The sequence below is a fragment of the Streptomyces sp. 142MFCol3.1 genome (genome assembly GCF_000424945.1).
GTDB lineage: Bacteria > Actinomycetota > Actinomycetes > Streptomycetales > Streptomycetaceae > Streptomyces > Streptomyces siamensis.
Genome location: NZ_AUKV01000011.1, coordinates 87,826 through 113,426, shown reverse-complemented (window position 1 = coordinate 113,426; position 25,601 = coordinate 87,826). Strand labels below are relative to the sequence as shown.

26 protein-coding genes and 1 pseudogene are annotated in these 25,601 nt (G+C 72.7%); 17 read left to right on the top strand and 10 right to left on the bottom strand.

Annotated features, from left to right (window positions below; all coding sequences use genetic code 11):
* Positions 1–60: 60 nt before the first annotated feature.
* A complete protein-coding gene (locus tag H305_RS54860; RefSeq protein ID WP_234020942.1) occupies positions 61–1,857 on the top strand; it encodes a hypothetical protein in 1,797 nt (598 codons plus the stop codon).
* On the top strand, positions 1,854–3,080 hold the full coding sequence (mycP, locus tag H305_RS46345) for a type VII secretion-associated serine protease mycosin (protein ID WP_051370708.1): 1,227 nt from the start codon (positions 1,854–1,856) through the stop codon (positions 3,078–3,080). The genes H305_RS54860 and mycP overlap by 4 nt, the downstream gene beginning before the upstream one ends.
* Before the next feature lie 301 nt (positions 3,081–3,381).
* On the opposite strand, the gene H305_RS0117895 is transcribed toward mycP, so the two are convergent.
* Complete coding sequence (locus tag H305_RS0117895) at positions 3,382–4,350, bottom strand: serine hydrolase (RefSeq protein WP_028801572.1); 969 nt, start codon at positions 4,348–4,350, stop codon at positions 3,382–3,384.
* A gap of 148 nt (positions 4,351–4,498) precedes the next feature.
* Here H305_RS0117895 and H305_RS0117890 point away from each other — a divergent pair, with 148 nt between their 5' ends.
* Positions 4,499–5,230, top strand: a complete 732-nt coding sequence (locus H305_RS0117890) for an SseB family protein (protein WP_028801571.1) — start codon at positions 4,499–4,501, stop codon at positions 5,228–5,230.
* Between the two features lie 7 nt (positions 5,231–5,237).
* Here the strand turns inward: H305_RS0117890 and H305_RS0117885 are convergent, their stop codons facing one another.
* Positions 5,238–5,594: a DUF1844 domain-containing protein gene (locus H305_RS0117885; RefSeq protein ID WP_028801570.1), complete on the bottom strand. Its 357-nt coding sequence runs from the start codon at positions 5,592–5,594 to the stop codon at positions 5,238–5,240.
* Positions 5,595–5,963: 369 nt separating this feature from the next.
* Between H305_RS0117885 and infC the strand changes: the two genes are divergently transcribed.
* The 9 genes from infC (at position 5,964) to H305_RS0117840 (ending at position 15,898) form a co-directional block, all read left to right on the top strand.
* The gene (gene infC, locus H305_RS0117880) at positions 5,964–6,638 is read left to right on the top strand and encodes a translation initiation factor IF-3 (protein ID WP_078629111.1); all 675 of its coding nucleotides are present in this window, start codon (positions 5,964–5,966) and stop codon (positions 6,636–6,638) included.
* Between the two features lie 151 nt (positions 6,639–6,789).
* Complete coding sequence (rpmI, locus tag H305_RS0117875; protein ID WP_007829094.1) at positions 6,790–6,984, top strand: 50S ribosomal protein L35; 195 nt, start codon at positions 6,790–6,792, stop codon at positions 6,982–6,984.
* Between the two features lie 97 nt (positions 6,985–7,081).
* Positions 7,082–7,465: a 50S ribosomal protein L20 gene (gene rplT / locus H305_RS0117870; RefSeq protein ID WP_006141703.1), complete on the top strand. Its 384-nt coding sequence runs from the start codon at positions 7,082–7,084 to the stop codon at positions 7,463–7,465.
* Positions 7,466–7,661: 196 nt separating this feature from the next.
* A complete protein-coding gene (locus tag H305_RS0117865) occupies positions 7,662–8,522 on the top strand; it encodes a TrmH family RNA methyltransferase (RefSeq protein WP_028801568.1) in 861 nt (286 codons plus the stop codon).
* A gap of 51 nt (positions 8,523–8,573) precedes the next feature.
* Positions 8,574–9,743, top strand: coding sequence for a sensor histidine kinase (locus H305_RS0117860; RefSeq protein WP_028801567.1), 1,170 nt, complete (start codon positions 8,574–8,576; stop codon positions 9,741–9,743).
* A 180-nt stretch (positions 9,744–9,923) separates the two neighbouring features.
* Positions 9,924–11,048 (top strand): phenylalanine--tRNA ligase subunit alpha, encoded by a 1,125-nt coding sequence (gene pheS, locus H305_RS0117855; RefSeq protein ID WP_028801566.1) that lies wholly within the window; start codon positions 9,924–9,926, stop codon positions 11,046–11,048.
* On the top strand, positions 11,048–13,552 hold the full coding sequence (pheT, locus tag H305_RS0117850) for a phenylalanine--tRNA ligase subunit beta (RefSeq protein ID WP_028801565.1): 2,505 nt from the start codon (positions 11,048–11,050) through the stop codon (positions 13,550–13,552). The genes pheS and pheT overlap by 1 nt, the downstream gene beginning before the upstream one ends.
* Positions 13,553–13,894: 342 nt before the next feature.
* Positions 13,895–15,235 carry a hypothetical protein gene (locus tag H305_RS0117845; RefSeq protein ID WP_028801564.1) on the top strand — a complete coding sequence of 447 codons (1,341 nt, stop codon included), beginning with the start codon at positions 13,895–13,897 and terminating at the stop codon, positions 15,233–15,235.
* A 117-nt stretch (positions 15,236–15,352) separates the two neighbouring features.
* Positions 15,353–15,898, top strand: coding sequence for an NUDIX hydrolase (locus tag H305_RS0117840; RefSeq protein ID WP_028801563.1), 546 nt, complete (start codon positions 15,353–15,355; stop codon positions 15,896–15,898).
* A 26-nt stretch (positions 15,899–15,924) separates the two neighbouring features.
* Here H305_RS0117840 and H305_RS0117835 read toward each other — a convergent pair whose 3' ends face one another.
* Both H305_RS0117835 and H305_RS0117830 read right to left on the bottom strand, forming a co-directional pair.
* Complete coding sequence (locus tag H305_RS0117835; protein WP_028801562.1) at positions 15,925–16,182, bottom strand: hypothetical protein; 258 nt, start codon at positions 16,180–16,182, stop codon at positions 15,925–15,927.
* Positions 16,183–16,421: 239 nt separating this feature from the next.
* Positions 16,422–17,306, bottom strand: a complete 885-nt coding sequence (locus tag H305_RS0117830; protein WP_037764438.1) for a 3-hydroxybutyryl-CoA dehydrogenase — start codon at positions 17,304–17,306, stop codon at positions 16,422–16,424.
* Between the two features lie 145 nt (positions 17,307–17,451).
* On the opposite strand from H305_RS0117830, the gene H305_RS0117825 reads away from it, so the two are divergent.
* Positions 17,452–18,732, top strand: coding sequence for a glycoside hydrolase family 10 protein (locus tag H305_RS0117825; RefSeq protein WP_028801560.1), 1,281 nt, complete (start codon positions 17,452–17,454; stop codon positions 18,730–18,732).
* 10 nt (positions 18,733–18,742) lie between these two features.
* On the opposite strand, the gene H305_RS0117820 is transcribed toward H305_RS0117825, so the two are convergent.
* Both H305_RS0117820 and H305_RS0117815 read right to left on the bottom strand, forming a co-directional pair.
* Positions 18,743–18,940, bottom strand: coding sequence for a DUF1918 domain-containing protein (locus H305_RS0117820; protein WP_028801559.1), 198 nt, complete (start codon positions 18,938–18,940; stop codon positions 18,743–18,745).
* A gap of 93 nt (positions 18,941–19,033) precedes the next feature.
* On the bottom strand, positions 19,034–20,197 hold the full coding sequence (locus tag H305_RS0117815) for a DMT family transporter (protein ID WP_028801558.1): 1,164 nt from the start codon (positions 20,195–20,197) through the stop codon (positions 19,034–19,036).
* On the opposite strand from H305_RS0117815, the gene H305_RS0117810 reads away from it, so the two are divergent.
* The 3 genes from H305_RS0117810 to H305_RS0117800 all read left to right on the top strand — a co-directional run bounded on the left by H305_RS0117810 (position 20,196) and on the right by H305_RS0117800 (position 22,834).
* Positions 20,196–21,632, top strand: coding sequence for a PLP-dependent aminotransferase family protein (locus H305_RS0117810; RefSeq protein WP_028801557.1), 1,437 nt, complete (start codon positions 20,196–20,198; stop codon positions 21,630–21,632). The genes H305_RS0117815 and H305_RS0117810 overlap by 2 nt on opposite strands.
* Positions 21,633–21,749: 117 nt before the next feature.
* On the top strand, positions 21,750–22,187 hold the full coding sequence (locus H305_RS0117805) for a GNAT family N-acetyltransferase (protein ID WP_028801556.1): 438 nt from the start codon (positions 21,750–21,752) through the stop codon (positions 22,185–22,187).
* 62 nt (positions 22,188–22,249) lie between these two features.
* The gene (locus tag H305_RS0117800) at positions 22,250–22,834 is read left to right on the top strand and encodes a histidine phosphatase family protein (protein ID WP_028801555.1); all 585 of its coding nucleotides are present in this window, start codon (positions 22,250–22,252) and stop codon (positions 22,832–22,834) included.
* A 104-nt stretch (positions 22,835–22,938) separates the two neighbouring features.
* Here H305_RS0117800 and H305_RS0117795 read toward each other — a convergent pair whose 3' ends face one another.
* Positions 22,939–23,391, bottom strand: coding sequence for a DUF6314 family protein (locus H305_RS0117795; protein WP_028801554.1), 453 nt, complete (start codon positions 23,389–23,391; stop codon positions 22,939–22,941).
* Positions 23,392–23,541: 150 nt separating this feature from the next.
* On the opposite strand from H305_RS0117795, the pseudogene H305_RS54855 reads away from it, so the two are divergent.
* A pseudogene (locus tag H305_RS54855) lies at positions 23,542–23,787 on the top strand (hypothetical protein); the annotation flags it as partial.
* Here the strand turns inward: H305_RS54855 and H305_RS46340 are convergent.
* From H305_RS46340 to H305_RS0117780, 3 genes are all read right to left on the bottom strand, one after another.
* The gene (locus H305_RS46340; RefSeq protein ID WP_037764434.1) at positions 23,777–24,214 is read right to left on the bottom strand and encodes a carboxymuconolactone decarboxylase family protein; all 438 of its coding nucleotides are present in this window, start codon (positions 24,212–24,214) and stop codon (positions 23,777–23,779) included. The pseudogene H305_RS54855 and the gene H305_RS46340 overlap by 11 nt on opposite strands.
* Positions 24,211–24,630, bottom strand: coding sequence for a MerR family transcriptional regulator (locus H305_RS0117785; protein WP_028801553.1), 420 nt, complete (start codon positions 24,628–24,630; stop codon positions 24,211–24,213). The genes H305_RS46340 and H305_RS0117785 overlap by 4 nt, the downstream gene beginning before the upstream one ends.
* 130 nt (positions 24,631–24,760) lie before the next feature.
* A complete protein-coding gene (locus H305_RS0117780; RefSeq protein ID WP_028801552.1) occupies positions 24,761–25,567 on the bottom strand; it encodes a LysR family transcriptional regulator substrate-binding protein in 807 nt (268 codons plus the stop codon).
* Positions 25,568–25,601: the final 34 nt, after the last annotated feature.

Here is a 25,601-nt window from a genome sequence, read left to right as displayed (position 1 = left end):
AACGGCCCCGCCGAGCTCCGCGGCGGACCGATTGCCCGGGTACGAGGAAACGGGGGGTGCATGAGCACGGAAGCGCGCCGCGCCTCCAACCCTCCGCGCCCGACGGCCCCGCCGCAGTCGTCCCCGGCCGCGTCGCAGTCGTCCACCGACGCCTTCCCGGAGCAGGCTGCGCAGACCCCGCCGGCCACCGCGGAGGGGACGGCCCCGCCGCAGCCCCCGGTCCGCGAAGAGGCCCGGCAGGCGGACCCCGCGACCGAGTGCCGTGAGGAGCCGTCCGGCCACCCGGCCGCGTCCGACCCGGCGCGCCAGGTGCCGCCGCGTCCCGTCGGCGCCCCCTCCGGGCACACGTCGGCACCGCACCGGCAGGACCGGTTCGTACAGGACACCGCGCCGTCCCGCGCGGCGGACCGCTTGCCCGACGACGCCCCGACGTTCCCGTCCGTGCGTGCGGGCACGCAGCCGGACACGGCGGTCCCGCCGCGGCTCACCCCGCCCCGCCCCGCCGACGGACCCACGTTCCCGCCCCGTCCGGTGGAACCCCCTGCCACGGGCGCCGGTGCGTCGAAGCGGGCCGGAAGCGCTTCGCGGGTGCCGTCGCCGCCGAGCTCGTACGACTTCTTCGCCCCGCCCACCGACGTGGCGGCGCACCGGACCGGCACCGCCGGTGACCGGTCGGCGAACCGTCCCGGGACGCCGGCCTCCGGCCCGGGAGACGGGCCCGCCCGTCCCGCCGGCGCACCCGGGCGGGACGCGGAGGACTCCACCGGCACGGTGTCCGGCCTGCCCGCCGCGCGCCGGCCGGGCACCGTCACCCCGCCTCCGCCCCCGGCCTCCGCCCGCTTCCCGGACGCTCCGCCGGTCACACCCGGGTCCGCCCGGCCCGGCGTGCCGCCGCGCACCGGTCCGCCCGAGGAGAACGGCACGGAGACGACCAGGCGGCTGCGGCCCGTCCCGGCCCAGGAGCCGGTCGCGCCCCCGCAGGCCCCGCCCCGCGCCCCCGTACCCCCGTCGCGCGCCCCGGGAGCGGAGCGCCCCTTCGTCTCGTTCGCCGAGCCGGACACCCACGACGGGACCGGCGAGCGCCCGCACAGCTCCCGCGGCGGCAGGACCCGCCCCCGCATCGTGGCCGCCGCGGCCTGCGTCGTCCTCGGACTCGGGCTCATCGGCGGCGCGGTGACGGGCAGCTGGCTCACCGGCGGCACCGACGGCGAGGGCTCGGGCGACGCGTTCGCGTCGGCCGGCGACCTGTGGCACAGCGTGCCCGTGGACCGGCTCTTCCCGCCCACCGTGCGGGGGGACGGAGCCGGCCCCGGAGGCGCCGACCGCGTCTGGACCCGGATCGCCGTCGCGCCGGACACCGGCTGCAAGGACGCCTTCGACCCGCTCCTGCGCAAGGCCCTCGCCCCGGTCGGCTGCCTGCGGCTGCTGCGCGCCACGTACACGGACGCCACCCGCAGCCATGTCACCACCGTCGGCCTGCTGTTCACCAAGGCGGACGCGGCGGCGATGACCTCCCTCAAGGCCCGCTTCGAGAAGGAGGGTCTGGAGCGCCGCACCGACCTGATGCCCCGCCCGTACGCCGGCGAGGGAACCGTCGCCGACCACTTCGGCAACGCCCAGCGCGCCTCCTGGACGGTGTCGGTGCTGACCGACGCCCCCGTCGTGGTCTACGCCGTCTCCGGGTTCGCGGACGGCCGTGCCGTCACCACGCCGCAGGCGACCGAGGACGCCATCGAGCCCGGCGCGACCACGACCCCGGCGCAGGCGGGCCTCGGCCACGAGGCACAGGGCCTCGCCGACCGCGTCGAGCGGGGCTTTCGCAAGACCGTCACCTCGGCCACGGAGAAGCCGTCATGATCCGCAAGGCCGGACCGGCCCGCACCGCGGGGCGGGCCCGCCCGACCGGGGCGACCCGCCGGGCCGGGCTGCTCGGTGTCCTGCTGGCCGGCTCCCTCGTCCTGGTGCCGTCCACCACCGCGTACGCCGACGGCATACGCGCCAAGCAGTGGGCCCTGGACGCGATGCACACACAGGAGGCCTGGCGAACCACCAAGGGCAAGGGCATCACCGTCGCCGTCCTCGACACGGGCGTCGACGCCCGGCACCCGGACCTCGACGGGAACGTCCTCACCGGCAAGGACATGGTCGGCTTCGGGGCGAGCCGCGGCGACCGGGCGTGGGCCAGGCACGGCACGGCCATGGCGGGCATCATCGCCGGGCACGGTCACGGCCCGGGCGACGACGACGGCGTCATGGGCATCGCCCCGGAGGCAAAGGTCCTCCCGGTCCGCGTCATCCTGGAGGACGGCGACTCCGCCCGGACGAAGGCACGCAGCACCCGGGGCAACGCACTCGCCGAGGGCATCCGCTGGGCCACCGACCACGGCGCCGACGTCATCAACCTCTCCCTCGGCGACGACTCCAAGTCCGCCCACCCCGAACCGGCGGAGGACGAGGCCGTCCAGTACGCCCTGCGCAAGGGCGCCGTCGTCGTCGCCTCGGCCGGCAACGGGGGCGAGAAGGGCGACCACATCTCCTACCCGGCCGCCTACCCGGGTGTGATCGCGGCGACCGCCGTGGACCGCTACGGCACCCGCGCCTCCTTCTCCACCCGCCGCTGGTACGCCACGGTGAGCGCGCCCGGCGTCGACGTCGTCATCGCCGACCCGGACGACCGCTACTACGAGGGCTGGGGCACGAGCGCGGCGTCGGCCTTCGTCTCCGGCGCGGTCGCGCTCATCAAGGCGGCCCACCCCGGTCTGTCCCCGGCGCAGATCAAACAGCTCCTGGAGGACACCGCCCGGAACGCCCCGGCCGGCGGTCACGACGACTCCCGCGGATTCGGTTTCGTCGACCCCGCCGCCGCCATCAAGGCGGGCGGCCGGCTCAAGCCCGAAGGGCTCCACTCGCAGGCGTACGGAGGGAAGTACTTCGGCCCGGGTCCCGACACCGCCGAGGGCGACGACGGCTCCTCGGGCTGGGCGGGCCCGCTCGCGGGCGGCCTCGGCGCGGCCCTGCTGGCGGCGGCGGTCGTGCTGTGGCGCGGCCGCCGTGACCCGGGCCGGTACGGCGACGCCTAGCCGCACGCGCCGGTCGGCGGGAGCTGGGAGGGTACGGCGACGCCTGGCGCCTGGCCGCACGCGCTGGTCGGCGGGCTCCGGGCCGGTTCGGCGACGCCTGGCCGCACGCGCTGGTCGGCGGGCTCCGGGGCGCTACGGTGACGCCTGGCCGCACGCGCCTGGTGGCGGGACCCGAACGGAACCGGGCCTGCCGGTGCTCACCGGCAGGCCCGGTCGGGCACCGTGGGTCCTGGGCAAGCCGTGCAGGCGGTACGGGTGTTGCGGCGCATGCGCCCCGGCAGCACCTCGAGCGACCGGGGCCTCAGCCCGCGTCCGTGTCCCGGAAAGCCGACACCGCCGCCCGCGCCGCCGCCTCCACGAGCGAAATGCCCTTCGCCTGCGTGGAGTTGCCGTTCGACAGGGTCGCCACCAGGTAGGAGCGTCCGTCGGCGGTGACCCGCCCGATGCTGTTGATGTCCCACAGCCCGGTCGTGCTGCGCGCCAGCCACCCGTTCTTCAGGGCCCACGCCGAGCCGTCCGCCACCGCCGACACCCCCCAGTGCTGGCCGGCCGCGACCCCGCCCATGAGCCCCTGCACATAGGCACGTGAGCTCTTCGAGAGCTCGCCGACGCCGACGCCGAACACCTGCCGGAGCAGAGTGAGTTGATCGGCCGCCGTGGTCTGCGTCAGCCCCCACAGCGCACCGTCGCCGCCCTGCGTGCCGGACAGTCCGAAGCGGGCGTTCGCGGAGTCCAGGCCGTCCGCCCGCCCGATCTCGTCCCACAGCGCGGACGCCGCCGCGTTGTCGCTGTTCTCGATCATCGCGGTGGCGTACGCCTTCTCCTGGGCCGTGAGACGCCGGTCCGCGTCCTGGACCTGGAGCAGCAGCGCCGCCAGGATGTCGACCTTCACAATGCTCGCGGTGTCGAAGGAGCCGTCGCCGTACACGGAGCTCTCGCCGGACGTGAGGTCGAGGACCGCGACCGACACCCTGGCCCCGTTCTCCGCCGTCACCGACCTCATCGCCGCGGCGAGCAGCGCCTCACGATCGACCGAGGGCTCCGCCACGGGCTCCACCGACGCCTCCTCGCTGACGGCGGGCGACGCCGAGGACGCCGCCGGGGACCCGGGCGAGGATACGGGCCCGGAGCCGTCGTGCGCCTGGGCCTTCATATAGAAGGTGCCTGCGGTGGTACCGCCCACCAGTACGGCGGAGGCCACCAGGGCGGACAGCAGCGGCGTGCGTCGGGCGGTGCGGGCGCGGCGCCCTCGGGCTCTGTGACGGTCCATCCCGCGATGCTGGGCGCCGGGGCTGTGCCCGTGGTTAGACGCATGTGAGATGTGTGTCAGGGAAGGCTGAGAAACGCATGAGCCCCGTCACCACCGGGTTACCGGGGCCGCACAAGCGCAGCAGCATCACCCCGATAGGGTCGGGACCGTGGCGAACAAGAACATTCCCGACTCCGGCTTCTCCGACGACGACGGCAGCGCCGACCCGAAGCTCAGCGCGGCGCTCGCGGGCTGGGCCGAGGACCGCACCGCGGTCGGGCCCGTCCTGGAGGCGCTCAAGGGCGCCCGGCTGCTCGTGCCCGTGGTGGCCGTCCTCGGCGAGGTCGAGGAGGACGAGAACGGACTGCGGCACGAGAAGACCAGCGACATGGCGGTGCCGACTCTGAAGGCCGGCCACCGCACGGCGCTGCCCGCCTTCACGTCCACGGAGTCGCTGGCCCGCTGGGACCCCGCGGCCCGCCCCGTCGCCGTACCCCTGCACCAGGCGCTGCAGGCCGCCGCGCACGAGAAGGCCGACACGGTCGTCCTGGACATGGCGGGGCCCGTGCCCTACGAGCTGACGGGCCCGGCGCTGCTCGCGCTCGCCGAGGGACGTACCTCGACCGACCCGCTCGCCGACCCGGCCGTCGTGGCCGCGGTGCGGGCCGCGGTCGCCGCCGAGCCGCTGGTCCTGCGAGCCCACCTCGGGCCCGGCCGCGCCGACGGCACCCTCGCCCTCGTGCTCGACCCGGCCGCCGCCCCGGCCGAGGTGGCCCGCTCGGTCGCCGAGCGGCTCGCGGCCGACGAGACACTGAGGGCCCGCCTGGTGCGCGGCCTCGACCTGGCGCTGCTGCCGGCCGAGGCGACGCCGCCGGGCGAGCCCCTGTACGTACGTCGGTGAGTGAAGGTCAGCCGTAGACCGGGCCCGTGTACTTCTCGCCCGGACCCTGGCCCGGCTCGTCCGGGACGATCGACGCCTCGCGGAACGCCAGCTGGAGCGACTTCAGACCGTCGCGCAGCGGCGCCGCGTGGAAGGAGCTGATCTCGGTCGCGCTCGCGTCGAGCAGCCCGGCCAGCGCGGTGACCAGCTTGCGCGCCTCGTCCAGGTCCTTGTGCTCGTCCCCCTCCTCGGTCAGACCGAGCTTCACGGCGGCGGCGCTCATCAGGTTCACGGCGACCGTCACGATCACCTCGACCGCCGGGACCTCGGCGATGTCGCGGGCCATGGTGTCGTAGTCGGGAGTCTGGGGAGGGGTGTCACTCATACCCGACACGATAGGTCCCAGGTGCGCGGCCGTCCGCGCGGGGGAGCCCGAGGCGCCCGGTTCGCGCGGGCCCCGGGGAGCTGCTAACCTTGTGTAACGACCGGTCGGACACGTATGTGCTCGACCCACAAGTGGAGGCTCCGATCTCCCACCTGACCGTCCTCCGGGGCGGCGGGTCACCCGGTCAGGCGGCCACCACCGTTCCGTACGGACGGTGGAGTCGCCCGAAAGTGCGCCCCGCGGTTCACCGCGGCGGTGCTCCGGTAGTCATGGAGCCCCGCCTGTGTACCGTCCCGGGGCATTTTTCATGTCCCGCGGTGGTTGGTCCACGTGTCATCAGAGACATACGCGGCTGTCCGCCAGACCGCCGTGTGGTGCTACCGAGGAGGATCCATCAGCGCCGAGCCCCGCATCAACGACCGGATTCGCGTTCCCGAAGTGCGACTTGTCGGTCCCAGCGGCGAGCAGGTCGGGATTGTTCCGCTTGCCAAGGCCCTTGAGCTTGCTCAGGAGTACGACCTCGACCTGGTCGAGGTGGCGGCGAACGCTCGCCCGCCCGTCTGCAAGCTCATGGACTACGGGAAGTTCAAGTACGAGTCGGCCATGAAGGCCCGTGAGGCGCGCAAGAACCAGGCGCACACGGTCATCAAGGAGATGAAGCTCCGGCCGAAGATCGACCCGCACGACTATGACACGAAGAAGGGTCACGTCGTCCGGTTCCTCAAGCAGGGCGACAAGGTCAAGATCACGATCATGTTCCGTGGTCGCGAGCAGTCCCGGCCCGAGCTGGGCTACCGACTGCTGCAGCGTCTCGCGGAGGACGTCCAGGACCTCGGTTTCGTCGAGTCGAACCCGAAGCAGGACGGCCGGAACATGATCATGGTTCTCGGTCCGCACAAGAAGAAGACCGAGGCGATGGCCGAGGCCCGTGAGGCCCAGGCGGCCCGCAAGGCGGAAGCGAAGGCCAACCCCGGTCGCTCGCAGAACGCCGCCGAGGTCGAGACCGAGGCCGAGGCCCCGGCCGAGGCTTCCGCCGAGGCCTGATCCCAGGACCCCACGCCCCGGGGACGTCGAGGACATCGTCCCGGCGCCCGGGACAGCAGTCCGGGGATGTCAATCGATACATATGACGTTCCACAGTGCCCGGTTTCACGACCGGGCACCGGAACGCCACTGACGAGGAGATAACGGCGCTATGCCGAAGAACAAGTCGCACAGCGGTGCCAGCAAGCGCTTCAAGGTCACCGGCTCCGGCAAGGTGCTCCGTGAGCGCGCCGGCAAGCGCCACCTGCTTGAGCACAAGTCGTCCCGTCTGACGCGTCGTCTCACCGGCAACGCCGAGATGGCCCCGGGCGACGCCAAGAAGATCAAGAAGCTTCTCGGCAAGTGACGCACCGGCGCCTCGGCGCCGCGCGTCTGGACCGGGACCCAATCGATTTCGGGCCGTGTGACGACCACCATGGCCCCGCTACAAGGAGTTAAACAAAGTGGCACGCGTCAAGCGGGCAGTCAACGCCCACAAGAAGCGCCGGGCGATCCTGGAGCAGGCCTCCGGTTACCGCGGTCAGCGTTCGCGCCTGTACCGCAAGGCCAAGGAGCAGGTCACCCACTCGCTGGTCTACAACTACAACGACCGCAAGAAGCGCAAGGGCGACTTCCGTCAGCTGTGGATCCAGCGCATCAACGCCGCTGCCCGCGCCAACGGCATCACGTACAACCGCTTCATCCAGGGTCTGAAGGCCGCGAACGTCGAGGTCGACCGCAAGATCCTCGCGGAGCTGGCCGTCAACGACGCCAACGCGTTCGCCGCGCTCGTCGAGGTCGCGCAGAAGGCGCTGCCGTCGGACGTCAACGCGCCGAAGGCCGCGTGACGCTGCACCGGTTCTAGGCCGGTGCGACCGGAGGACCCGCAGGCCCGAGGCCTGCGGGTCCTGCTGTGTCCGGACGGGCGGCGGACCGCGCGCGGGCGGCCGGACACGTCGTGCACACGGCGGCCCGCATCCCGGCACGTACCCGTCGACCGCGGGCCGCGCCCGACAAGTACCCGTGAACTTCCGAAGGTGAGCCATGCCCTTTGCCGCCCCCGAGCTGATCTCCCCGCGTTCGCCCCGCGTCTTCGCCGCGCGGCGGCTGGCCAAGCGGAACTTCCGGGGCAAGGAGCAGCTGTTCCTCGCCGAGGGCCCGCAGGCCGTGCGGGAGGCGGCGGCCCACCGGGCGCACGGTCGGGCCACCCTCGTGGAGCTCTTCGCGACCGTCGAGGCGGCGCAGCGGTACTCCGACATCATCGGTGAGGCCCGGGACGCCGGCGCCCGTGTGCACCTCGCGGACGAGACGGTGATCGCCGACATCTCGACCACCGTGACCCCGCAGGGGGTCGTCGGCGTCTGCCGGTTCCTCGACACCCCCTTCGAGGACATCCTCGAAGCCCGGCCCAGGCTCGTCGCCGTCCTCGCCCACGTCCGGGACCCCGGGAACGCCGGCACCGTGCTGCGGTGCGCCGACGCCGCCGGCGCCGAGGCCGTCGTCCTGACCGACGCCTCCGTGGACCTGTACAACCCCAAGGCCGTGCGCGCCTCGGTCGGCTCGCTGTTCCATCTCCCCGTCGCGGTCGGCGTGCCCGTGGAGAGGGCCGTGCAGGGCCTCAAGGACGCCGGAGTGCGGATTCTCGCCGCGGACGGCGCGGGCGACGACGACCTCGACGACGAGCTGGACAAGGGCACCATGGGCGGCCCCACCGCCTGGGTGTTCGGGAACGAGGCCTGGGGGCTTCCGGAGGAGACCCGGGCGCTGGCCGACGCCGTCGTGCGCGTGCCCATCCACGGAAAGGCCGAGAGCCTGAACCTCGCCACGGCCGCCGCCGTATGTCTCTACGCGTCCGCCCGTGCACAGCGCGCCTCCGGAGGGTGCCGCTCCGTCACCGACAGCTAGTAGGGTGACGGGCTCGGGGGCCCTGCGCCAGACGAGAGGTGGGGTACGGGGATGAGTGTCGGCACGAGCGGTGCGCAGAAGGCGCCGCGAGCACGGGAGGTGCGCGGCACACCCACGTCCCGGCACGGCGACACCACCGGACGTGTCCCGGCCGACCTCGGCATCGACCCCGACGACCTGCCCGACGGGCTCGTCGTGGCCGACGAGCACGGCGTGGTGATCTGCTTCAACGCCGCCGCGGCCCGGATCACCGCGGTCCCCGCCGACGACGCCCTCGGACGCGGACTCGACACGGTGCTCCCGCTGGAGGACCTGGAGGGCCGCAGATGGTGGCAGCTGACCGACCCGTACGGCGGTCTCGCGATCCGCAACGCCCAGCCCGAGCGCAATCTGCTGCTGCCCGGGGCGCGCGAGGTCCTCGTCTCCGCGCGCTATGTGCGGACGCGTCCCACCGGCCCCGTTCACCGCGTCGTCGTCTCCCTCCGTGACACCGAGGCCCGCCGTCGCACCGAGCGCAGCCACGCCGAACTGATCGCGACGGTCGCCCACGAGCTGCGTTCGCCGCTGACCTCCGTCAAGGGCTTCACCGCGACGCTGCTGGCGAAGTGGGAGAGGTTCACGGACGACCAGAAGAAGCTCATGCTGGAGACGGTCGACGCCGACGCGAACCGGGTCACCCGGCTCATCGCCGAACTGCTCGACATCTCCCGCATCGACTCGGGCCGTCTCGAGGTGCGCCGCCAGCCCGTCGACATCGGTGCCGCCGTAGGCCGGCACATCCAGGCGTACGTCGCCTCGGGACAGTCGGCCGACCGCTTCCTGCTGCGCATCGAGCAGCCGCTGCCCGCCCTGTGGGCCGACCCGGACAAGATCGACCAGGTGCTCAGCAACCTGCTCGAAAATGCCGTGCGTCACGGCGAGGGAACCGTCACCATTGATCTGGCATCCTCGGTGTCCCCGCACGAGCGGGAGGACGGCGAGAACACCATCACGTCGGTCACGGTGAGCGACGAGGGCACCGGCATCCCGGAGGAGTCCATGAACCGCGTCTTCACCCGCTTCTGGCGGGGCAGCAAGCGCGGCGGCACCGGCCTCGGGCTCTACATCGTCAAGGGCATCGTCGAAGCCCACGGCGGCACCATCACGGTCGGCCGCGCCCCCGGCGGCGGCGCCCAGTTCCGATTTACGTTGCCCGTGGGCACCCCGGCGCATCTCCTCTGACGCCGAAGAGGCCCCACGGGCGCACGCATGAGGGAGCCACCCCTTGGACTGCGCGTCCAAGGCTGTCTCCCACCCCGTTAGACTCGGCCTTTGGCACCTTTGCGTCCCCGTTTCAGGGACGACGCGTCCCCCGAGTCGGGACGGGGACCCTCAGCCAGCCAACCGGAAGCACGGGAAGAGATGTCGGCACCGAATAAGTCGTACGACCCTGTAGAGGTCGAGGCCTTGAAACCGGAAGAGATCGAGCGCATGCGGGACGAGGCGCTCGCCGCCTTCGCGGCCGCCGGTGACCTCGACGCGCTCCAGGAGGCCAAGGTCGCCCACACCGGCGGCACCTCGCCGCTGGCCCTCGCCAACCGCGAGATCGGCGCCCTGCCCCCGCACGCCAAGGCCGACGCCGGCAAGCGTGTGGGCCAGGCCCGCGGCGCCGTGAACAAGGCCCTCGCCGCGCGTCAGGCCGAGCTGGAGGCCGAGCGCGACGCCCGCGTCCTGGTCGAGGAGGCGGTGGACGTCACACTGCCCTACGACCGCGTGCCGGCCGGCGCCCGCCACCCGCTGACCACCATGATGGAGCGGGTCGCCGACGTCTTCGTGTCCATGGGATACGAGGTCGCCGAGGGCCCCGAGGTCGAGGCGGAGTGGTTCAACTTCGACGCCCTGAACTTCGGCCCGGACCACCCGGCCCGGCAGATGCAGGACACCTTCTTCGTCGAGGGCCCCAAGGGTGACCACGGCGAGTCCGGTGTCGTCCTGCGGACGCACACGTCGCCCGTGCAGGCCCGCGCCATGCTCGACCGCGAGCCGCCCGTCTACATCGTCTGCCCCGGCCGCGTGTACCGCACGGACGAGCTCGACGCCACGCACACGCCGGTCTTCCACCAGATCGAGCTGCTGGCCATCGACGAGGGCCTGACCATGGCCGACCTCAAGGGCACCCTGGACCACATGGTCCAGTCGCTCTTCGGCTCGGACATGAAGACCCGGCTGCGCCCGAACTACTTCCCCTTCACCGAGCCGTCCGCCGAGATGGACATGCTCTGCTACGTCTGCAAGGGCGAGTCCGTCGGCAACCCCGACCGCCCCTGCCGGACCTGCTCCTCCGAGGGCTGGATCGAGCTCGGCGGCTGCGGCATGGTCAACCCGCGGGTGCTCGTCGCCTGCGGCGTCGACCCGGTGAAGTACAGCGGATTCGCCTTCGGGTTCGGCATCGAGCGGATGCTGATGTTCCGCCACAACGTCGAAGACATGCGAGACATGGTCGAGGGTGACGTCCGGTTCACCCGGCCGTTCGGGATGGAGATCTGATGCGGGTCCCGCTTTCTTGGCTGCGGGAGTACGTCGACCTGCCGGCGACGGAGACCGGGCGCGACGTCCAGGCCAAGCTCATTTCGGCAGGCCTGGAGGTCGAGACCGTCGAGCAGCTCGGCGCCGACCTCAAGGGCCCCCTGGTCGTCGGCCAGGTGCTGACCATCGAGGAACTGGAGGGCTTCAAGAAGCCCATCCGCTTCTGCACCGTCGACGTCGGCACGGCCAACGGCACCGGTGAGCCCCAGGAGATCGTCTGCGGCGCCCGCAACTTCGCGGTCGGCGACAAGGTCGTCGTGGTGCTGCCGGGCGCTGTCCTGCCCGGCAACTTCGCCATCGCCGCGCGCAAGACGTACGGCAAGACCTCGCACGGCATGATCTGCTCCGGCGACGAGCTGGGCATGGGCGACGACGGCAGCGGCGGCATCATCGTGCTGCCGCCCGAGGTCGAGATCGGCACCGACGCGATCGAGCTGCTCCAGCTCGTCGACGAGGTCCTCGACATCGCGGTCACCCCCGACCGCGGTTACTGCCTCTCGCTGCGCGGCATCGCCCGCGAGGCCGCCATCGCGTACGGCCTGCCGCTGCGCGACCCGGCGCTCCTCGACGTACCGGCCCCGAACGCGTTCGGCTACCCGGTGCAGGTCGGTGACCCGGCCGGCTGCGACCGCTTCACGGCGCGCACGGTGACCGGCCTCGACCCCGAGGCCCGTTCCCCGATCTGGCTCCGGCGCCGCCTGCAGAAGGCGGGCATGCGCCCGATCTCGCTCGCCGTCGACATCACCAACTACGTGATGCTGGAGCTCGGCCAGCCCCTGCACGCCTACGACCGCTCCCGCGTCCAGGGCGCGATCGGTGTGCGCCGCGCCGAGCAGGGGGAGAAGCTCACCACCCTCGACGGCGTCAAGCGCACCCTCGACGCCGAGGACCTGGTCATCATCGACGACCGCGGTCCCATCGGCCTCGCGGGCGTGATGGGCGGGGCCAACACGGAGATCGACGACACCGAGGGCACCACCACCGAGGTCGTCGTCGAGGCCGCGCACTTCGACGCGATCTCGATCGCGCGGACGGCCCGCCGTCACAAGCTGGCCTCCGAGGCGTCCAAGCGCTTCGAGCGCGGTGTCGACCCGCAGGCCGCGTCCGCCGCGGCCCAGCGGACCGTCGACCTGCTCGTGCTGCTGGCCGGCGGTACCGCCGACGCCGGCGTCACCGAGGTCATCGCGCCGTCCGCGCCGCACACCATCACCATCCCGGCGAACCACCCGGACAAGGTCGCGGGCGTCGACTACGGCCGCGAGACCGTCGTCCGCCGTCTCCAGCAGGTCGGCTGCGACGTCTACGGGCAGGACGAGCTGATCGTCACCGTGCCGTCCTGGCGGCCCGACCTGACCGACCCGAACGACCTGGCCGAAGAGGTCATCCGGCTCGAGGGCTACGAGAACCTGCCCTCCACGCTGCCCAGGCCCCCCGCGGGCCTCGGCCTCACCGGCCGGCAGCGCCTGCACCGGCGTATCGGTCGCGCCCTGGCGGGTGCCGGATACGTCGAGGCGCTGAACTACCCGTTCATCGGCGAGCACGTCTTCGACCAGTTCGGCCTCGCCGCCGACGACCCGAAGCGCAAGGTCGTCAAGCTGGTCAACCCGCTCTCCGACGAGGAGCCCGCGCTCCGTACGACGCTGCTGCCGGGCCTGCTCGGCGCGCTGCGCCGCAACGACGGCCGCGGCAGCCACGACCTGGCGCTCTTCGAGACGGGCCTGGTCTTCCACCCGCAGCGGGAGCTGCGCGTCGCGGGACGGCTGCCGGTCGACCGCCGTCCCACGGACGAGGAGATCGCGTCGCTCACCGCCGCTCTGCCCGTCCAGCCCCGGCACGCCGCCGTGGTCCTCGCGGGCGCCCGCGAGCAGGCCGGCTGGTGGGGCAAGGGCCGCCCGGCCGACTGGGCGGACGCCGTCGAGGCCGCGCGCATCCTGGCCCGCGAAGCGGGGACCGAACTCCTCGTCCGCTCCGGCCAGTACGGGCCGTGGCACCCGGGCCGCTGCGCCGAGCTCGCCGTGCTCGTCGACGGCACGGAGAAGGTCATCGGATACGCCGGCGAACTGCACCCCGGCGTTCTGAAGACCCTGGGCCTGGCCCCGCGTACCTGCGCGATGGAGCTGGATCTGGACGCGCTGGAGGAGGCGGGCGCGGGCCTGCCCAGGGGCCCGAAGATCTCCACCTTCCCGGTCGCCACGCAGGACGTCGCACTGGTGGTCTCCCGCGACATCCCGCACGCCGCCGTCGAAGCCGCGCTGCGCGAGGGCGCGGGTGAGCTCCTCGAGTCCATCCGGCTCTTCGACGTCTACGAGAGCGAGCAGCTCGGCGAGGACAAGAAGTCCCTCGCCTACGCGCTGCGGTTCCGTGCCGCCGACCGCACCCTGACCGTCGACGAGGCCTCCGCGGCCCGCGACGCGGCCGTCGCCCTGGCGGCCGAGCGCACCGGGGCGGTGCTGCGCGGGGCGTGAGCCCGGCACAGCCGAGGGCGTGACGAGGGGTACATCCGGCAGTCCGGATGTACCCCTCACTCTTTGGGGTGACAACTCCAGGTGACCTGACGCCGCGGCGTGCGCCGTCCGCCCCGCCACGGAGTGTCGGGCAGGCAGCTGGGCGGACGGCGCGGAAGCGGGCCGCCGCACTGTACGAGGGGGAGCCGGCGGCCCGGCCGGCCTCTTGCGAGGCATTTCAGTCAACCGGCCAGAAACGCTCTGCGACAGCGCACGCACTGCCCGGATACGGGCATTCCTTTCACACCCCGTGTGAAAGCGGACGCACTACTCTGACGGCACCGAGCCACCCGGGGGGCCTCCATGCAGCCCAACACACTGCTCGACGCGATACTCGACGAGGCCGGCATCTCGCACGCGGGACTCGCCGCCCATGTCAATCAGGCGGGCAGAGCACGTGGACTCGCGCTGCGGTACGAACACACGGCCGTGGCGCGCTGGTTGAAGGGGCAGCGCCCCCGCGGCCAGGTACCCGACCTGATCTGCGAGGTGCTCGCGGGGCGGCTGCACCGCCCCGTCACGCTCGACGACATCGGACTGGGCGTGCCCGGTGAACCTGCCACCCCGCACGGCACCTCGCTGTCCGGCTTCGTGGAGCGGGCCACCGCCCTGTGGCGCTCCGACGAGCAGCAGCGCCCGCACATACTCGGCGCGCCCGCCGTCACCGGTACGCCCGCCGTGATGCCGGTATGGGAGTGGGAGAACCCGCCCGAGGACGTGGATGTCTCGCGCGGCGGACGGCACCGCGTCAGCATGGCGGACATCGACATGCTGCGGGCGGCCCGCGCCCACTACGAGCAGATGTACCGCAAGGCGGGCGGCATCGCGACCCGCACCCGGATCGTCGGGTTCCTCAACTCCGAGACGGCGCCGCTGCTGCGCGGCAGCTACACCGATGCCACCGGCCGCCAGCTGCACCGCGCCACGGGCGGCCTGGTCGCCATCGCGGGCATCTGCGCCTACGACTCCGACGCGCACGGACTCGCCCAGCGCTACTTCCACCAGGCGCTGCGCCTGGCGAAGGCCAGCGGGGACAGGGGACTCGGTGCCTACGTCATAGCCCTGCTGGTCAACCAGTCGCTGTTCATGCGCGAGTACCGGCAGGCCGTGGCCTTCGCCGAGGCCGCGCTGCGCGCCGCCGGGCGGCACATCACGCCGGCGCTCGCCTCCGACCTCTACGCGATGCAGGCCAAGGCGTACGCACACCTCGGCGACGGCAGCAGTGCGCTGTCCTGCATACGGCGTGCCGAGCAGGCCGCCGAGCGCATCCGGCGCGGGTACGAGCCCGACGAGACCGGCTATGTCCAGCCGGGCCTGGTCAATGTGCAGGTGGCGGAGGCCCTGCTCAGCCTCGGCGACCTGGTGGCGGCGGGGGAGCACGCCGAGGCCGCCGTCGACAACCCGGCGCACGACCGGGGGAGGGTGCACCGGCTGGCGATGCTCAGCCAGATCGAGCTGCGCCGGGGCAACGCCGACAAGGCGGTGGCCACCGCCGTTCAAATGGCCGAACAGGCGCGGGGGATGGAGTCCCAGCGGCTGCGCGACAGACTGCGCGCGGTGCGCGAGCACCTGGTGGGCAGCGGCTGCGCGGGCACGGCCGAGGCCGCCGAGCTCATCGACGGGGCATTGCGCGTACCGCTGTAGGGAAGGCGCCACGAAAAGGTTCGACCGCCGCTGCACCGTGCCCCGACCGCTGTGAGCCTGCTGTCAGGACGCTCCTGCTGCGATATTGCCATCTACTCGGCGGAAGGTGGCAGAACCGTGCAGTGGACGAAACAGAACGAACAAACTGTGTACGCAAACCGCTGGTTCAGCGTCAATCTCGCAGATGTGGAGCTGCCGGACGGTCGGCACCTCGATCACTTTTTGATACGGCTGCGGCCCGTGGCCGTGGCCACTGTGGTGAATGAGGCCAACGAAGTGCTGCTCCTGTGGCGGCACCGCTTCATCACCGACAGCTGGGGATGGGAGCTTGCGGCGGGTGTCGTCGAGGACGGCGAGGACATCGCCGTCGCGGCGGCCCGCGAACTGGAGGAGGAGACCGGCTGGCGGCCGGGACCCCTGAGGCATCTGATGAGCGTCGAGCCCTCCAACGGGCTCACCGACGCCCGGCACCACATCTTCTGGGCCGACGAGGGTACGTACATCGGACACCCCGTGGACGACTTCGAGTCCGACCGTCGGGAATGGGTTCCCCTGAAGCTCGTCCCCGACATGGTCGCCCGCGGCGAGGTCCCGGCCGCCAACATGGCTGCCGCACTGCTCCTTCTGCACCATCTCAGGCTCGGGCAGGACGCCTTGCCCTGATCCCTCCCCCCACGGCGTCCGGGGACCTAGTGGCCCAGAGCCTGCCAGACCGCCACGGCCAGCGCGCCCACGGCCGCGAGGACGGCGAGGGTGGGCAGTGGCCAGCGGGTGTGTTCGAGGGCGACGACCCGTGCGCTCAGGTCGTCGAGATCCTTGGCGGTCTGGTCGTCGCGCTGAGTGAGCAGTGCCAGTCCCCCCTCTATGCGAGTGAGCCCCACTTCGAGGGACCGGCGTAACTCTGCGAGTTCCCCTGGGACCACGGGATGCTCGGGGTCGGCGGTCACGAGTCCGCTCCTTTCCGTAGTCGTGCCATCCCTTACATGCGCACGGAAAGTCAACTCGCCTGGTGGACGCGTGGGGAGCGTGTGCGACGGGCATATGCGGGCCCGGCGCGCACACGGTGTGTGAATGGCGCGGGCCCGGCACCGAAAAGGGTGCCGGGCCCGCGCGAGCCGATGCTCGTGATCAGCTCACGATCCGTAGTCGGCCAGGGGTGCCGGCCGTGGAGCGTGCAGTCAGGGTGTCAGCCGTAGGTGTAGAAGCCCGATCCCGACTTCCGGCCCAGGCGACCCGCGTCCACCATGCGCTGGAGCAGCGGGGGAGCGGCGTACAGCGGCTCCTTGTACTCCTCGTACATCGAGTGGGCGACCGAGGCGACCGTGTCGAGGCCGATCAGGTCGGACAGCTTGAGCGGGCCCATCGGGTGGGCGCAGCCGAGCTCCATGCCGTTGTCGATGTCCTCGCGGCTCGCGATGCCCGACTCGAACATCCGGATCGCCGACAGGAGGTACGGGATGAGCAGCGCGTTGACCACGAAGCCCGAGCGGTCCTGGGCGCGGATGGCGTGCTTGCCGACCGCCTTCTCGGCGAACAGCTGGGCCCGGCTGAGGGTGCCCTCGGAGGTGGTCAGCGCCGGGATCAGCTCGACGAGCTTCTGGACCGGCGCCGGGTTGAAGAAGTGGATGCCGATGACCTGGTCGGGCCGCGAGGTGGCGACCGCGAGCTTGACCAGCGGAATCGAGGAGGTGTTGGAGGCCAGGATCGCGTCGGGCCGTGTCACCACCTGGTCGAGGACCTGGAAGATCTCGGTCTTGACCTGCTCGTTCTCGACGACGGCCTCGATCACCAGGTCGCGGTCGGCGAACTCGCCGAGGTCCGTGGTGAAGCTGAGCCGGTCCTGGGTGACCTTGAGCTCCTCCTCGGAGATCTTCCCGCGCTCGGCGGCCTTGGAGAGGGAGTTGAAGAGCCGGGTACGGCCGATCTCCAGGGCTTCGCCGGTGGTCTCGGCGACCTTGACGTCCAGACCGGCGCGGGCGCACACCTCGGCAATGCCCGCACCCATCTGCCCGCAGCCCACCACTCCGACGCGCTCGATGTCGGTCACATCGTCCCCTTCGCTGATCTGCACGGCCGGCAGGACCTCCGTGTTTCGGTGCCTGCTCCGAACGTGCACGTTACCGCCAAGTATCGATGATCGATCGCCGGGGTCCGGCATCCTGGGGCGAAATGGCGGTCCGTGACGGCGCGGACCGGGTGCGTGAAGGGACGCGGAGATGGGGCTGCTGTCACGCCGGACGTTCGCTGCGACCGCGGTGGCGGCCCTGTCGGGACTGGCCGCCCAGGGCGACGCCGGGGCGGGCGCGGACCCGGCCCCGGACCCTGCGCCGGCTCCGGCGCGGCCTCACCGGACGGCGGGCGAGTTCCGCGGCATGTGGCTGGCCACGGTCTCCTGCCGCGACTGGCCCTCGCGCGGCGGACTGAGCCCCGACCGGCAGCGCGCCGAGCTCCTCGACCGTCTCGACACGGCCGTACGGCTGAGACTGAACACGGTGATGTTCCAGGTGCGCCCCGCTGCCGACGCTCTGTGGCCCTCGCCGTACGAGCCGTGGTCCGAGGTGCTCACCGGCGTCCAGGGCCAGGACCCCGGCTGGGACCCGCTGGACACCGCGGTCCGCGAGGCGCACGCACGCGGACTGGAGCTGCACGCCTGGTTCAACCCGTACCGCGTCGCGAATCACACCGACCCCGCCCGGCTGGCCCCCGCGCACCCGGCCCGCAGACACCCCGACTGGATCGTGCCGTACGGCGGACGGCTCTATTACAACCCCGGACTGCCGCAGGTCCGGGCCTTCGTGCAGGACGCGATGCTCGACGCGGTGCGCAGGTATCCGGTCGACGCCGTCCACTGGGACGACTACTTCTACCCGTATCCCGTCGACGGCGAGGCCTTCGACGACGACGCGGCCTACGAGGAACACGGTGCCGGCTTCCCGGACCGGGCCTCCTGGCGGCGGCACAACATCGACCGGCTGGTGCTGGAGATGTCGCAGGCCCTCGCGCGCACCCGGCCCGCCGCGTCTTTCGGGATCAGCCCCTTCGGGGTGTGGCGCAACACGGCGACCGACCCGCTCGGATCGGCGACGGCGGCCCACGTCCAGACGTACGACGACCTGCACGCCGACACCAGGAAGTGGGTCAGGGAGCAGTGGATCGACTACATCTGTCCGCAGCTCTACTGGAACATCGGCTTCGCCGACGCGGACTACGCCGAACTGCTGCCCTGGTGGGCGGACGTCACCCGGGACACGCGCGTGCGGCTCTACGTCGGGGAGGCGCTGTACAAGGCCGGCGCACCGGGGCAGCCCGAAGCCTGGCGGGACCCGGCCGAACTCTCCCGTCACCTCACCCTCGCCGGCGACTGCGCCGAGGTGCGCGGGCATGCCTTCTTCTCGGCGACGGAGGCCGGCTCCGACCGCATCGGCGCGATGGCGCGGGTCGTCGCCGACCACTACCAGCGGCCGGCGACACCTCCGCGCCGAGCGCGCCGAGCGTGAGAGCCGATGGTCACTGCTGCCTCATGTCCTTGTGGCGGATCTCGGAGTCGGGGCCCGGTGAGCACACGGCCTCGTGCCCGTCCTCGAATCGCACGCGGTACGGTGGAGCGCCCTGCGCCCCCATCACCTCGGTGATCTCCGCGACCTTGTCGTGCTGACCGACAACCCTGCCGTGCTGCACAAGCTGGTCGCCCTTGTTTGCACGCATCTGAACGGTCTCCTCGTCGTGTACGGGAGTGTGCGGTCCGTGGCCGCAAGTCTACGGCTGGTGGCGCCGGTTGGACCGGCCCGTGCGTGCCGGTCAGCCGCGCGCCCGCTGGGTGAGCGCGATGCAGACCAGAACGGCGGCGGCCGTCAGGGGTGCGGCCGGTGTGAGCTGCTCGCCCAGGAGCAGTACCGACCACACCAGTGTGAGCAGCGGCTGCGCCAGCTGCAACTGGCTGGCCTTCGGAATGCCGATGGACGCCATGCCCCGGTACCAGACGACCAGGCCGAGGAACTGCGAACCGGCCGCCACCCACAGCAGACCCGTCACGCTGTGCGCGGTCAGCCGGACCGGCTCGTGGGACAGCGCGACCAGCATGCCCGGCACGGTGAGCGGCAGGCACAGGACCAGCGCCCAGCCGACGACCTGCCAGCCCGGCATGGCCCGGGAGAGCCGGCCGCCCTCCGTGTAGCCCGCCGCGCAGACCAGCAGCGCGCCGAAGAGATAGGCGTCCGCACCGGTCAGGGCGCCGCCGCTCTGCTGCACGGTGAACGCGATCACCGCCGCCGCTCCCGCGAGGGCCGCGAACCAGAACATCCGCGAGGGCCGTGCGCCGGTGCGCAGCGTGGAGAACAGCGCCGTCGTCAGCGGCAGCAGCCCCACCACCACCGCGGCGTGCGCGGTGGTCGAGGTCTCCAGGGCGAGGGTCGTCAGCAGGGGGAAGCCGAGCACGACGCCCGCGGCCACGACGGCGAGCCCCGCCCAGTGGCGGCGGCCCGGCACCGGCACCCGCAGTGCCGCCAGGCAGCCGCCGGCGATCGCCGCCGCCAGCACGCTGCGGACGGCCACCAGGGACCAGGGGCCGAAGCCCTCCAGGCCCCAGGCGGTGGCCGGAAAGGTGAGGGAGAAGGCGGTGACGCCGAGGGCGGCCTGGAGGGTGCCCGCGCGGCGGGCCGCGCGGCCGGCTCCGCCGCCTGCGGGGGGTGCGCCGCGGTCCGTGGGCGTGCGGCGCGCGTCGGTTCCGTCCGGCCCCTGGGTTCGGCCCTCGGCGACGGACGCGCTCCCGGCGGTGGCGGTGGCGACGGACGCGCTCCCGGCGTCGGCGGTGGTGCGTGCCGTGGCGACGAGACCGGCGCGGCGGTCGTCGCGGGCGGTCGCTGCGCCGCTGTCCAGGGGCTGGGGGCCGTCTCCGGTGGCGCCGGTCCCGGCGGTGCTGACCGCTATCGGGGTTCCGTCAGTAGCGCTATCCTGTGCTCTCATGCAAGAGCGTAGCAGTGTGGCCGAGCTGGCGAATCAGCTGCGGCGAGAACTCGACCGCTACTCGCCAGGTGGAAAGCTGCCGTCGAGTCGCGCACTCGTCGAGCGGTTCCGCGTCAGCCCGGTGACCGTCTCACGGGCACTGGCACAGCTCGCCGTCGAAGGGCTCGTCGTCACCCGCCCCGGCGCGGGGGCGTTCCGCGCCCGGCCGCGCGTCGCCGCAGAGCCCGCCGGGGACACCTCCTGGCAGGAGGTGGCGCTCAGCGCCGACGCCGCCGCCGAACTCGTACCGCGCACGGTGGACGCGTCCGGCGTACTGGTCTCCCTGGACGCCCCGGCGCCCGGCGTCGTCGAGTTCAACGGCGGCTATCTGCACCCCTCGCTCCAGCCCGAGCGGGCGATGGGCGCGGCCCTGTCCCGGGCGGGGCGCCGCCCCGGCGCCTGGTCGAGGCCGCCCATGGAGGGACTCGCGGACCTGCGTGAATGGTTCGCGCGGGGCATCGGCGGCGCGATCACCGCGGCCGAGGTGCTCGTCACCGCCGGCGGCCAGTCGGCGCTGACCACCGCCCTGCGCGCGCTCGCACCGCCCGGCGCGCCCGTGCTCGTCGAGTCACCCACCTATCCGGGCATGCTGGCGATCGCCCGCGCGGCCGGGCTGCGGCCCGTGCCGGTGCCCGTCGACGCGGACGGCGTGAAGCCCACCCTGCTCGCCGACGCCTTCGCCGCGACCGGCGCGCGGGTCTTCGTCTGCCAGCCGCTGTTCCAGAACCCGACCGGAGCCGTCCTCGCCCCCGAGCGCCGGGGCGAGGTGGTGCGCATCGCGCGCGACGCGGGCGCCTTCGTCGTCGAGGACGACTTCGTGCGGCGCCTGGTGCACGCGGACAGCGGTCCGCTGCCGCGCCCGATGGCAGCCGAGGACCCCGACGGGGTCGTCGTGCACGTCGGGTCCCTGACCAAGGCGACCTCGCCGAGCTTCCGGGTCGCCGCGCTCGTGGCGCGCGGCCCGGTCCTGGAGCGGTTGCGCGCCATCCAGATCGTCGACAGCTTCTTCGTGCCGCGCCCGTTCCAGGAGGCCGCGCTCGAACTCGTCGGCTCGCCCGCCTGGCCGCGTCATCTGCGCTCCCTGTCGGCCGAGTTGAAGGCGCGCCGCGACACGATGACAGCCGCGCTGCGGCTGCGACTGCCCGAACTAGCGCTGCCCCATGTCCCGTCCGGCGGCTACCACCTCTGGCTGCGGCTGCCCGACGGCATGGACGAGGCCACGCTGGTGGCCGCGGCCCTGCGCAGCGGCGTGGCGCTCACGCCCGGCCGTCCGTACTTCAGCGCCGAACCTCCGGCCGCGCACCTCCGGTTGAGCTTCGCGGCGGTCGCGAACGCGGAGGAGATCGCCGAGGGCGTGCGCAGGCTGCGGGCCGCCTGCGACGAGGTGCTCGGCTGACGGCCCGCGCGGGCCCGCGCCGACCGGGTGGAACGGAGCCTCGGGGGTCTGCGGGCATCCGGTCGGGAGGCGAAAACGCCTCGACGCCCCGGGCCCGTGACTGCGACCCTCCCCGTCATGAGCGATGTGCACCCCCTCCCCGAGGGCTACGAGATATCCGCCGACACCGCCCGGATCGACGTCGACCGTGTTCACCGGTGGCTGTCCGCGGACGCGTACTGGGCGCTCGGCCGCCCCCGTGAGAAGCAGGACCGCGCGATCGCGGGGTCGCTCAACTTCGGTGGGTACGAGGAGGCGTCCGGCGAGCAGGTCGCCTACGCCCGGGTGGTGACCGACGAGGCCACCTTCGCGTGGCTCTGCGACGTCTACGTCGCCCCCTCGGCGCGCGGCAGGGGACTGGGCACCGCGCTGGTCGCCGCGGTCCGCGACCACCTCGGCCCGCTCGGGCTGCGCCGCGTCCTGCTCGCCACGCACGACGCGCACGGCGTTTACGAGAAGCTGGGTTTCACGCCGCTCGACCGGCCGGACCAGTGGATGGCGCTGATGCTTCGGTAAGTCCGGGTATACCTTGCGTAACGCCCCTTGACCTGCGGAGTCCCGCGTTCCACGATCTGCCCATGCATCTTCGGGTCACGTTCGTCGCCGCCGCGCGCAGCTCCTCGCTGCTCGCGGAGCGCTTCGAGGACGACAGGCCGTTGGACCAGGCGGGCTGGGACGAGGTGCAGCGCTCGGCCGCCGGACTGGTCCCGCTGGCGGCGTCCGAGCTGCGCTACTGCTCGCCGACCCCCCGCAGCAGGGCCACCGGCGACGCCCTCGGCTACGCGCCCCTCGTGCAGCTCGCGCTGCGCGACTGCGACATGGGCCGGTGGCGCGGCTTCACGCTCGGCGAGGCGATGGCCCGCGAGCCCGACGCCGTGGACGCCTGGCTCGCCGACCCGCGCTCCGCCCCGCACGGCGGCGAGTCCCTGCTGGGCTTCATCCAGCGCGTCGGCGGATGGCTCGACACCCGGCCCGTCGACGACGGGAGCCGCATCGTCGCCGTGGCGGAGCCGTCGGTGGTGCGCGCCGCCCTCGTCTACGCGCTCAGGGCCCAGCCGTCGACGTACTGGAACATCGACGTGCGCCCCCTGTCGACCGTCACCCTCACCGGCAACAACCGTCGCTGGAACCTGCGGCTGGAGTCGGCGGAGCAACGCGTGTAGCGCTCGCACCGCCCCCCGGCCGGGGAGACCCCCGCGTTCTCGTGTGCCCGCGGGGCCGTCGGCCCTGTCGGTTCGCCGAAGCCCGGCGCCCCGACCCCGGCCGGTCAGTCCCCGCGCCCGTAGTCCGTGGTCAGGACCAGATTCTTGGCCGGCCCCCCGACCCGCCACACCGTGCGCCAGCGGTCCTGCGCGTACACCGAGAACTCGCCCCGGTAGAGGTCGGCCGAGCAGGGATGGTCGGCGATGTGCCGGCCGGTCGTCAGATCCAGGTCGTGGAAGGGACGGCCGTCGGAGAACTGCACGAGGGCGGCAGCCGGGACCGCCCCCGGCAGGAACCGCAGTGTCCGCTCGGCGGGCCGGGTGACGCCCTGCCAGGTGAACGTGCCCGACTCGTGGTGCAGCAGCCCCGTTTGCTCCGCACCCTGCGGCGGTGCGAAGACCGTCGTACCGGTGAAGTGCCCCTCCGCGCCGCTCGCGAGGTCGCGCACGGTGCGGCTCACCCGCCAGCTCCCGGCCAGGTACGAGAGCACATCCGGCACTGGCCAGAACTCGCCCATGGTGTCCCGCTCTCCGTCCCGTGCGATGTCGCGCGCCCCATCGACGCGCTCCTGCCCTCGTCGTACGCCGCCGTGGTCGAAGAGGACGCCGTACATGGTGTCGTCGATCTTCGCGCCGGACCGCTCGGGGTGGACGGTGATCGCGTGAACAGCGGCGACCTCGTCGTGAGAGTGGTCAACGCCCAGGCGCGGGCGGTCCGTACGGCGATCGACCTCGGTGGCACGAAGTCCGCCCCCAAGGCCCGGGTGACCACTCTTGCGGCCGCGCCCGAGCCGGTGAACACCGAGACGGCCGCACCGGTGGCTCCGATGCCGTCCACCCTCCAAGGGGTCGCCGACAGGTTCACGTGCACCTTCCCGGCGAACTCCGTCACCTTCCTGCGGATCAGGCGGAGGCAGCGGCGGCCGGCGTGGGCTGCCGCCCGTCGGGCAGCAGCCCACGCTCGGCGAACACCTTCTTCGCGACCAGCGTCGCGTTCATCGCCTTCGGTATCCCGCAGTACACCACCGAGTGCAGCATCGCCTCGACGATCTGCTCGGGCGAAAGCCCCACGTTCAACGCCGCGTTGACGTGCACTTCGAGCTGGGGCTCGCAGCCGCCCAGGGCGGTGAGCATGCCGAGCGTCACCAACTGGCGGTCACGCGCGACGAGTCCGGGCCGGTCGTAGATGTCGCCGAAGGCCCACGCGACGATCTGGTGGCCGAGTTCGGGGCTGATGTCGCTGAGCGAGTCGACGACCCGCTGCCCGACCTCGCCGTCGACCCGCTTCAGGACGTCCATGCCGTGCTCGAAACGCTCTTCGCGGGTGGTGGCGTCGCTCATGTCTCGTCGTCCGTTCCCGGCTGACCGAGCAGCCGTTCGTAGTGGTCGATCTTGTCGTCGAGGGCGGTCGCGTTGCGGCGCAGCGCGCGCATGCGGTCCGCGAGGTCGGCGCGGTGCGCGCGGAGCATCGCCAGCCGGTCGGGGACGCTGATCCCGCCCCGCGAGCGCAGCTCGGCGAACCGCTGCATGTCCGCGATCGACATGCCCGTTTCGCGCAGCCGGATCAGGAATTCCAGCCACGCCAGGTCGGCCGCCGCGTAGCGCCGCTGGTTCCCGGTCGTCCGGCCGACCCGTTCGATGAGGCCGGCCTTCTCGTAGTACCGCAGCGTGTCGTGCGAGAGGCCGGTGCGCTCCACGACCTCGGAGATCGTGAGCGTCGGCTCCTGGCCGCCCGGGAGAGGCTGTCCGCTGGTCATGACAAGACCGTAGAACCTGGAGCGCGCTCCAGGTCAAGCGCCGTCGGGGATCACTTCCGGCGGGCCGGTCGCAAGGCTCCCGAACGGGCGGGCGCGTGCTGGGCGCCGGCCCTCTTCGCGACCGCCCGGGTCAGGAGCGGCGACGCGGCTTGCCCCGCCGTGCTCCGCCCTTCGCGCCGCCGGCCCCACCCTTGGCGCTGCCGCCGCGCCGGCCCTGCCCGCCCGCCGTGCCGCCGGTGGACTTCTGCCGAGTGCCGCCACCGGTGCCGGACCGCTTGGCCGACGTCCTGGCGGCGGACTCGGCCTTCGACCGGGCGGCGGCCGGAGTACGCCCGCGCGAGCTGTTCACGGTGCGGCCGCGGACGATCCCGATGAAGTCCTCCACCATGTCGGTGGTCTCGTCCGCCGGCCAGGACAGGGCGACGCGGGACTCCGGCGCGTCCGTGACCGGCCGGTAGGTGAGGTCCTTGCGGTGGTGGAGACGGGCGAGCGACTGCGGCACGACGAGGACGCCGATGCCCGCCGCCACCAGTTCGACGGCGTCCGCCGTGGTGGCCGGCCGCTCGAAGGCGGGCTTCCCCGGCAGACGCTCCCATTCGAGGGTGTCGTCCAGGGGGTGCAGCACGATGTCGTCGGCGAGATCCTCCGTGGTGACCTCGTCGACGGCCGCCACGACGTGGTCCTTGGGGACCACGACCACCGTGGTCTCGGTGTAGAGGGGGATCGCGCTGAGGTCGGTCCGGTCGACCGGCAGGCGGACGAGGCCCGCGTCGGCGCCCCTGTCGCGTAGCAGCCCGAACGCATCGGCGGCGGTCACCGCGACCAGGGTCAGGGGGATGTCGGGAAGCCGCTCGTTCCAGATCCGCACCCACTTGGCGGGTGTGACCCCCGGAACGTAGGCGAGCCGGAACGAGGGGGGTGCTTCGGAGCCAGTCACCTGGTCAGGTTACCGGTCGTGAGGACCGTGGCGG

Coding starts and splice junctions, on each gene's coding strand:
- H305_RS54860 (WP_234020942.1), top strand. CDS start 61: ATGAGCACGGAAGCGCGCCGCGCCTCCAACCCTCCGCGCCCGACGGCC.
- mycP (WP_051370708.1), top strand. CDS start 1,854: ATGATCCGCAAGGCCGGACCGGCCCGCACCGCGGGGCGGGCCCGCCCG.
- H305_RS0117895 (WP_028801572.1), bottom strand. CDS start 4,350: ATGGACCGTCACAGAGCCCGAGGGCGCCGCGCCCGCACCGCCCGACGC.
- H305_RS0117885 (WP_028801570.1), bottom strand. CDS start 5,594: ATGAGTGACACCCCTCCCCAGACTCCCGACTACGACACCATGGCCCGC.
- rpmI (WP_007829094.1), top strand. CDS start 6,790: ATGCCGAAGAACAAGTCGCACAGCGGTGCCAGCAAGCGCTTCAAGGTC.
- H305_RS0117865 (WP_028801568.1), top strand. CDS start 7,662: ATGCCCTTTGCCGCCCCCGAGCTGATCTCCCCGCGTTCGCCCCGCGTC.
- H305_RS0117860 (WP_028801567.1), top strand. CDS start 8,574: ATGAGTGTCGGCACGAGCGGTGCGCAGAAGGCGCCGCGAGCACGGGAG.
- pheS (WP_028801566.1), top strand. CDS start 9,924: ATGTCGGCACCGAATAAGTCGTACGACCCTGTAGAGGTCGAGGCCTTG.
- pheT (WP_028801565.1), top strand. CDS start 11,048: ATGCGGGTCCCGCTTTCTTGGCTGCGGGAGTACGTCGACCTGCCGGCG.
- H305_RS0117845 (WP_028801564.1), top strand. CDS start 13,895: ATGCAGCCCAACACACTGCTCGACGCGATACTCGACGAGGCCGGCATC.
- H305_RS0117825 (WP_028801560.1), top strand. CDS start 17,452: ATGGGGCTGCTGTCACGCCGGACGTTCGCTGCGACCGCGGTGGCGGCC.
- H305_RS0117820 (WP_028801559.1), bottom strand. CDS start 18,940: ATGCGTGCAAACAAGGGCGACCAGCTTGTGCAGCACGGCAGGGTTGTC.
- H305_RS0117810 (WP_028801557.1), top strand. CDS start 20,196: ATGCAAGAGCGTAGCAGTGTGGCCGAGCTGGCGAATCAGCTGCGGCGA.
- H305_RS0117815 (WP_028801558.1), bottom strand. CDS start 20,197: ATGAGAGCACAGGATAGCGCTACTGACGGAACCCCGATAGCGGTCAGC.
- H305_RS0117805 (WP_028801556.1), top strand. CDS start 21,750: ATGAGCGATGTGCACCCCCTCCCCGAGGGCTACGAGATATCCGCCGAC.
- H305_RS0117800 (WP_028801555.1), top strand. CDS start 22,250: ATGCATCTTCGGGTCACGTTCGTCGCCGCCGCGCGCAGCTCCTCGCTG.
- H305_RS0117795 (WP_028801554.1), bottom strand. CDS start 23,391: ATGGGCGAGTTCTGGCCAGTGCCGGATGTGCTCTCGTACCTGGCCGGG.
- H305_RS46340 (WP_037764434.1), bottom strand. CDS start 24,214: ATGAGCGACGCCACCACCCGCGAAGAGCGTTTCGAGCACGGCATGGAC.
- H305_RS0117785 (WP_028801553.1), bottom strand. CDS start 24,630: ATGACCAGCGGACAGCCTCTCCCGGGCGGCCAGGAGCCGACGCTCACG.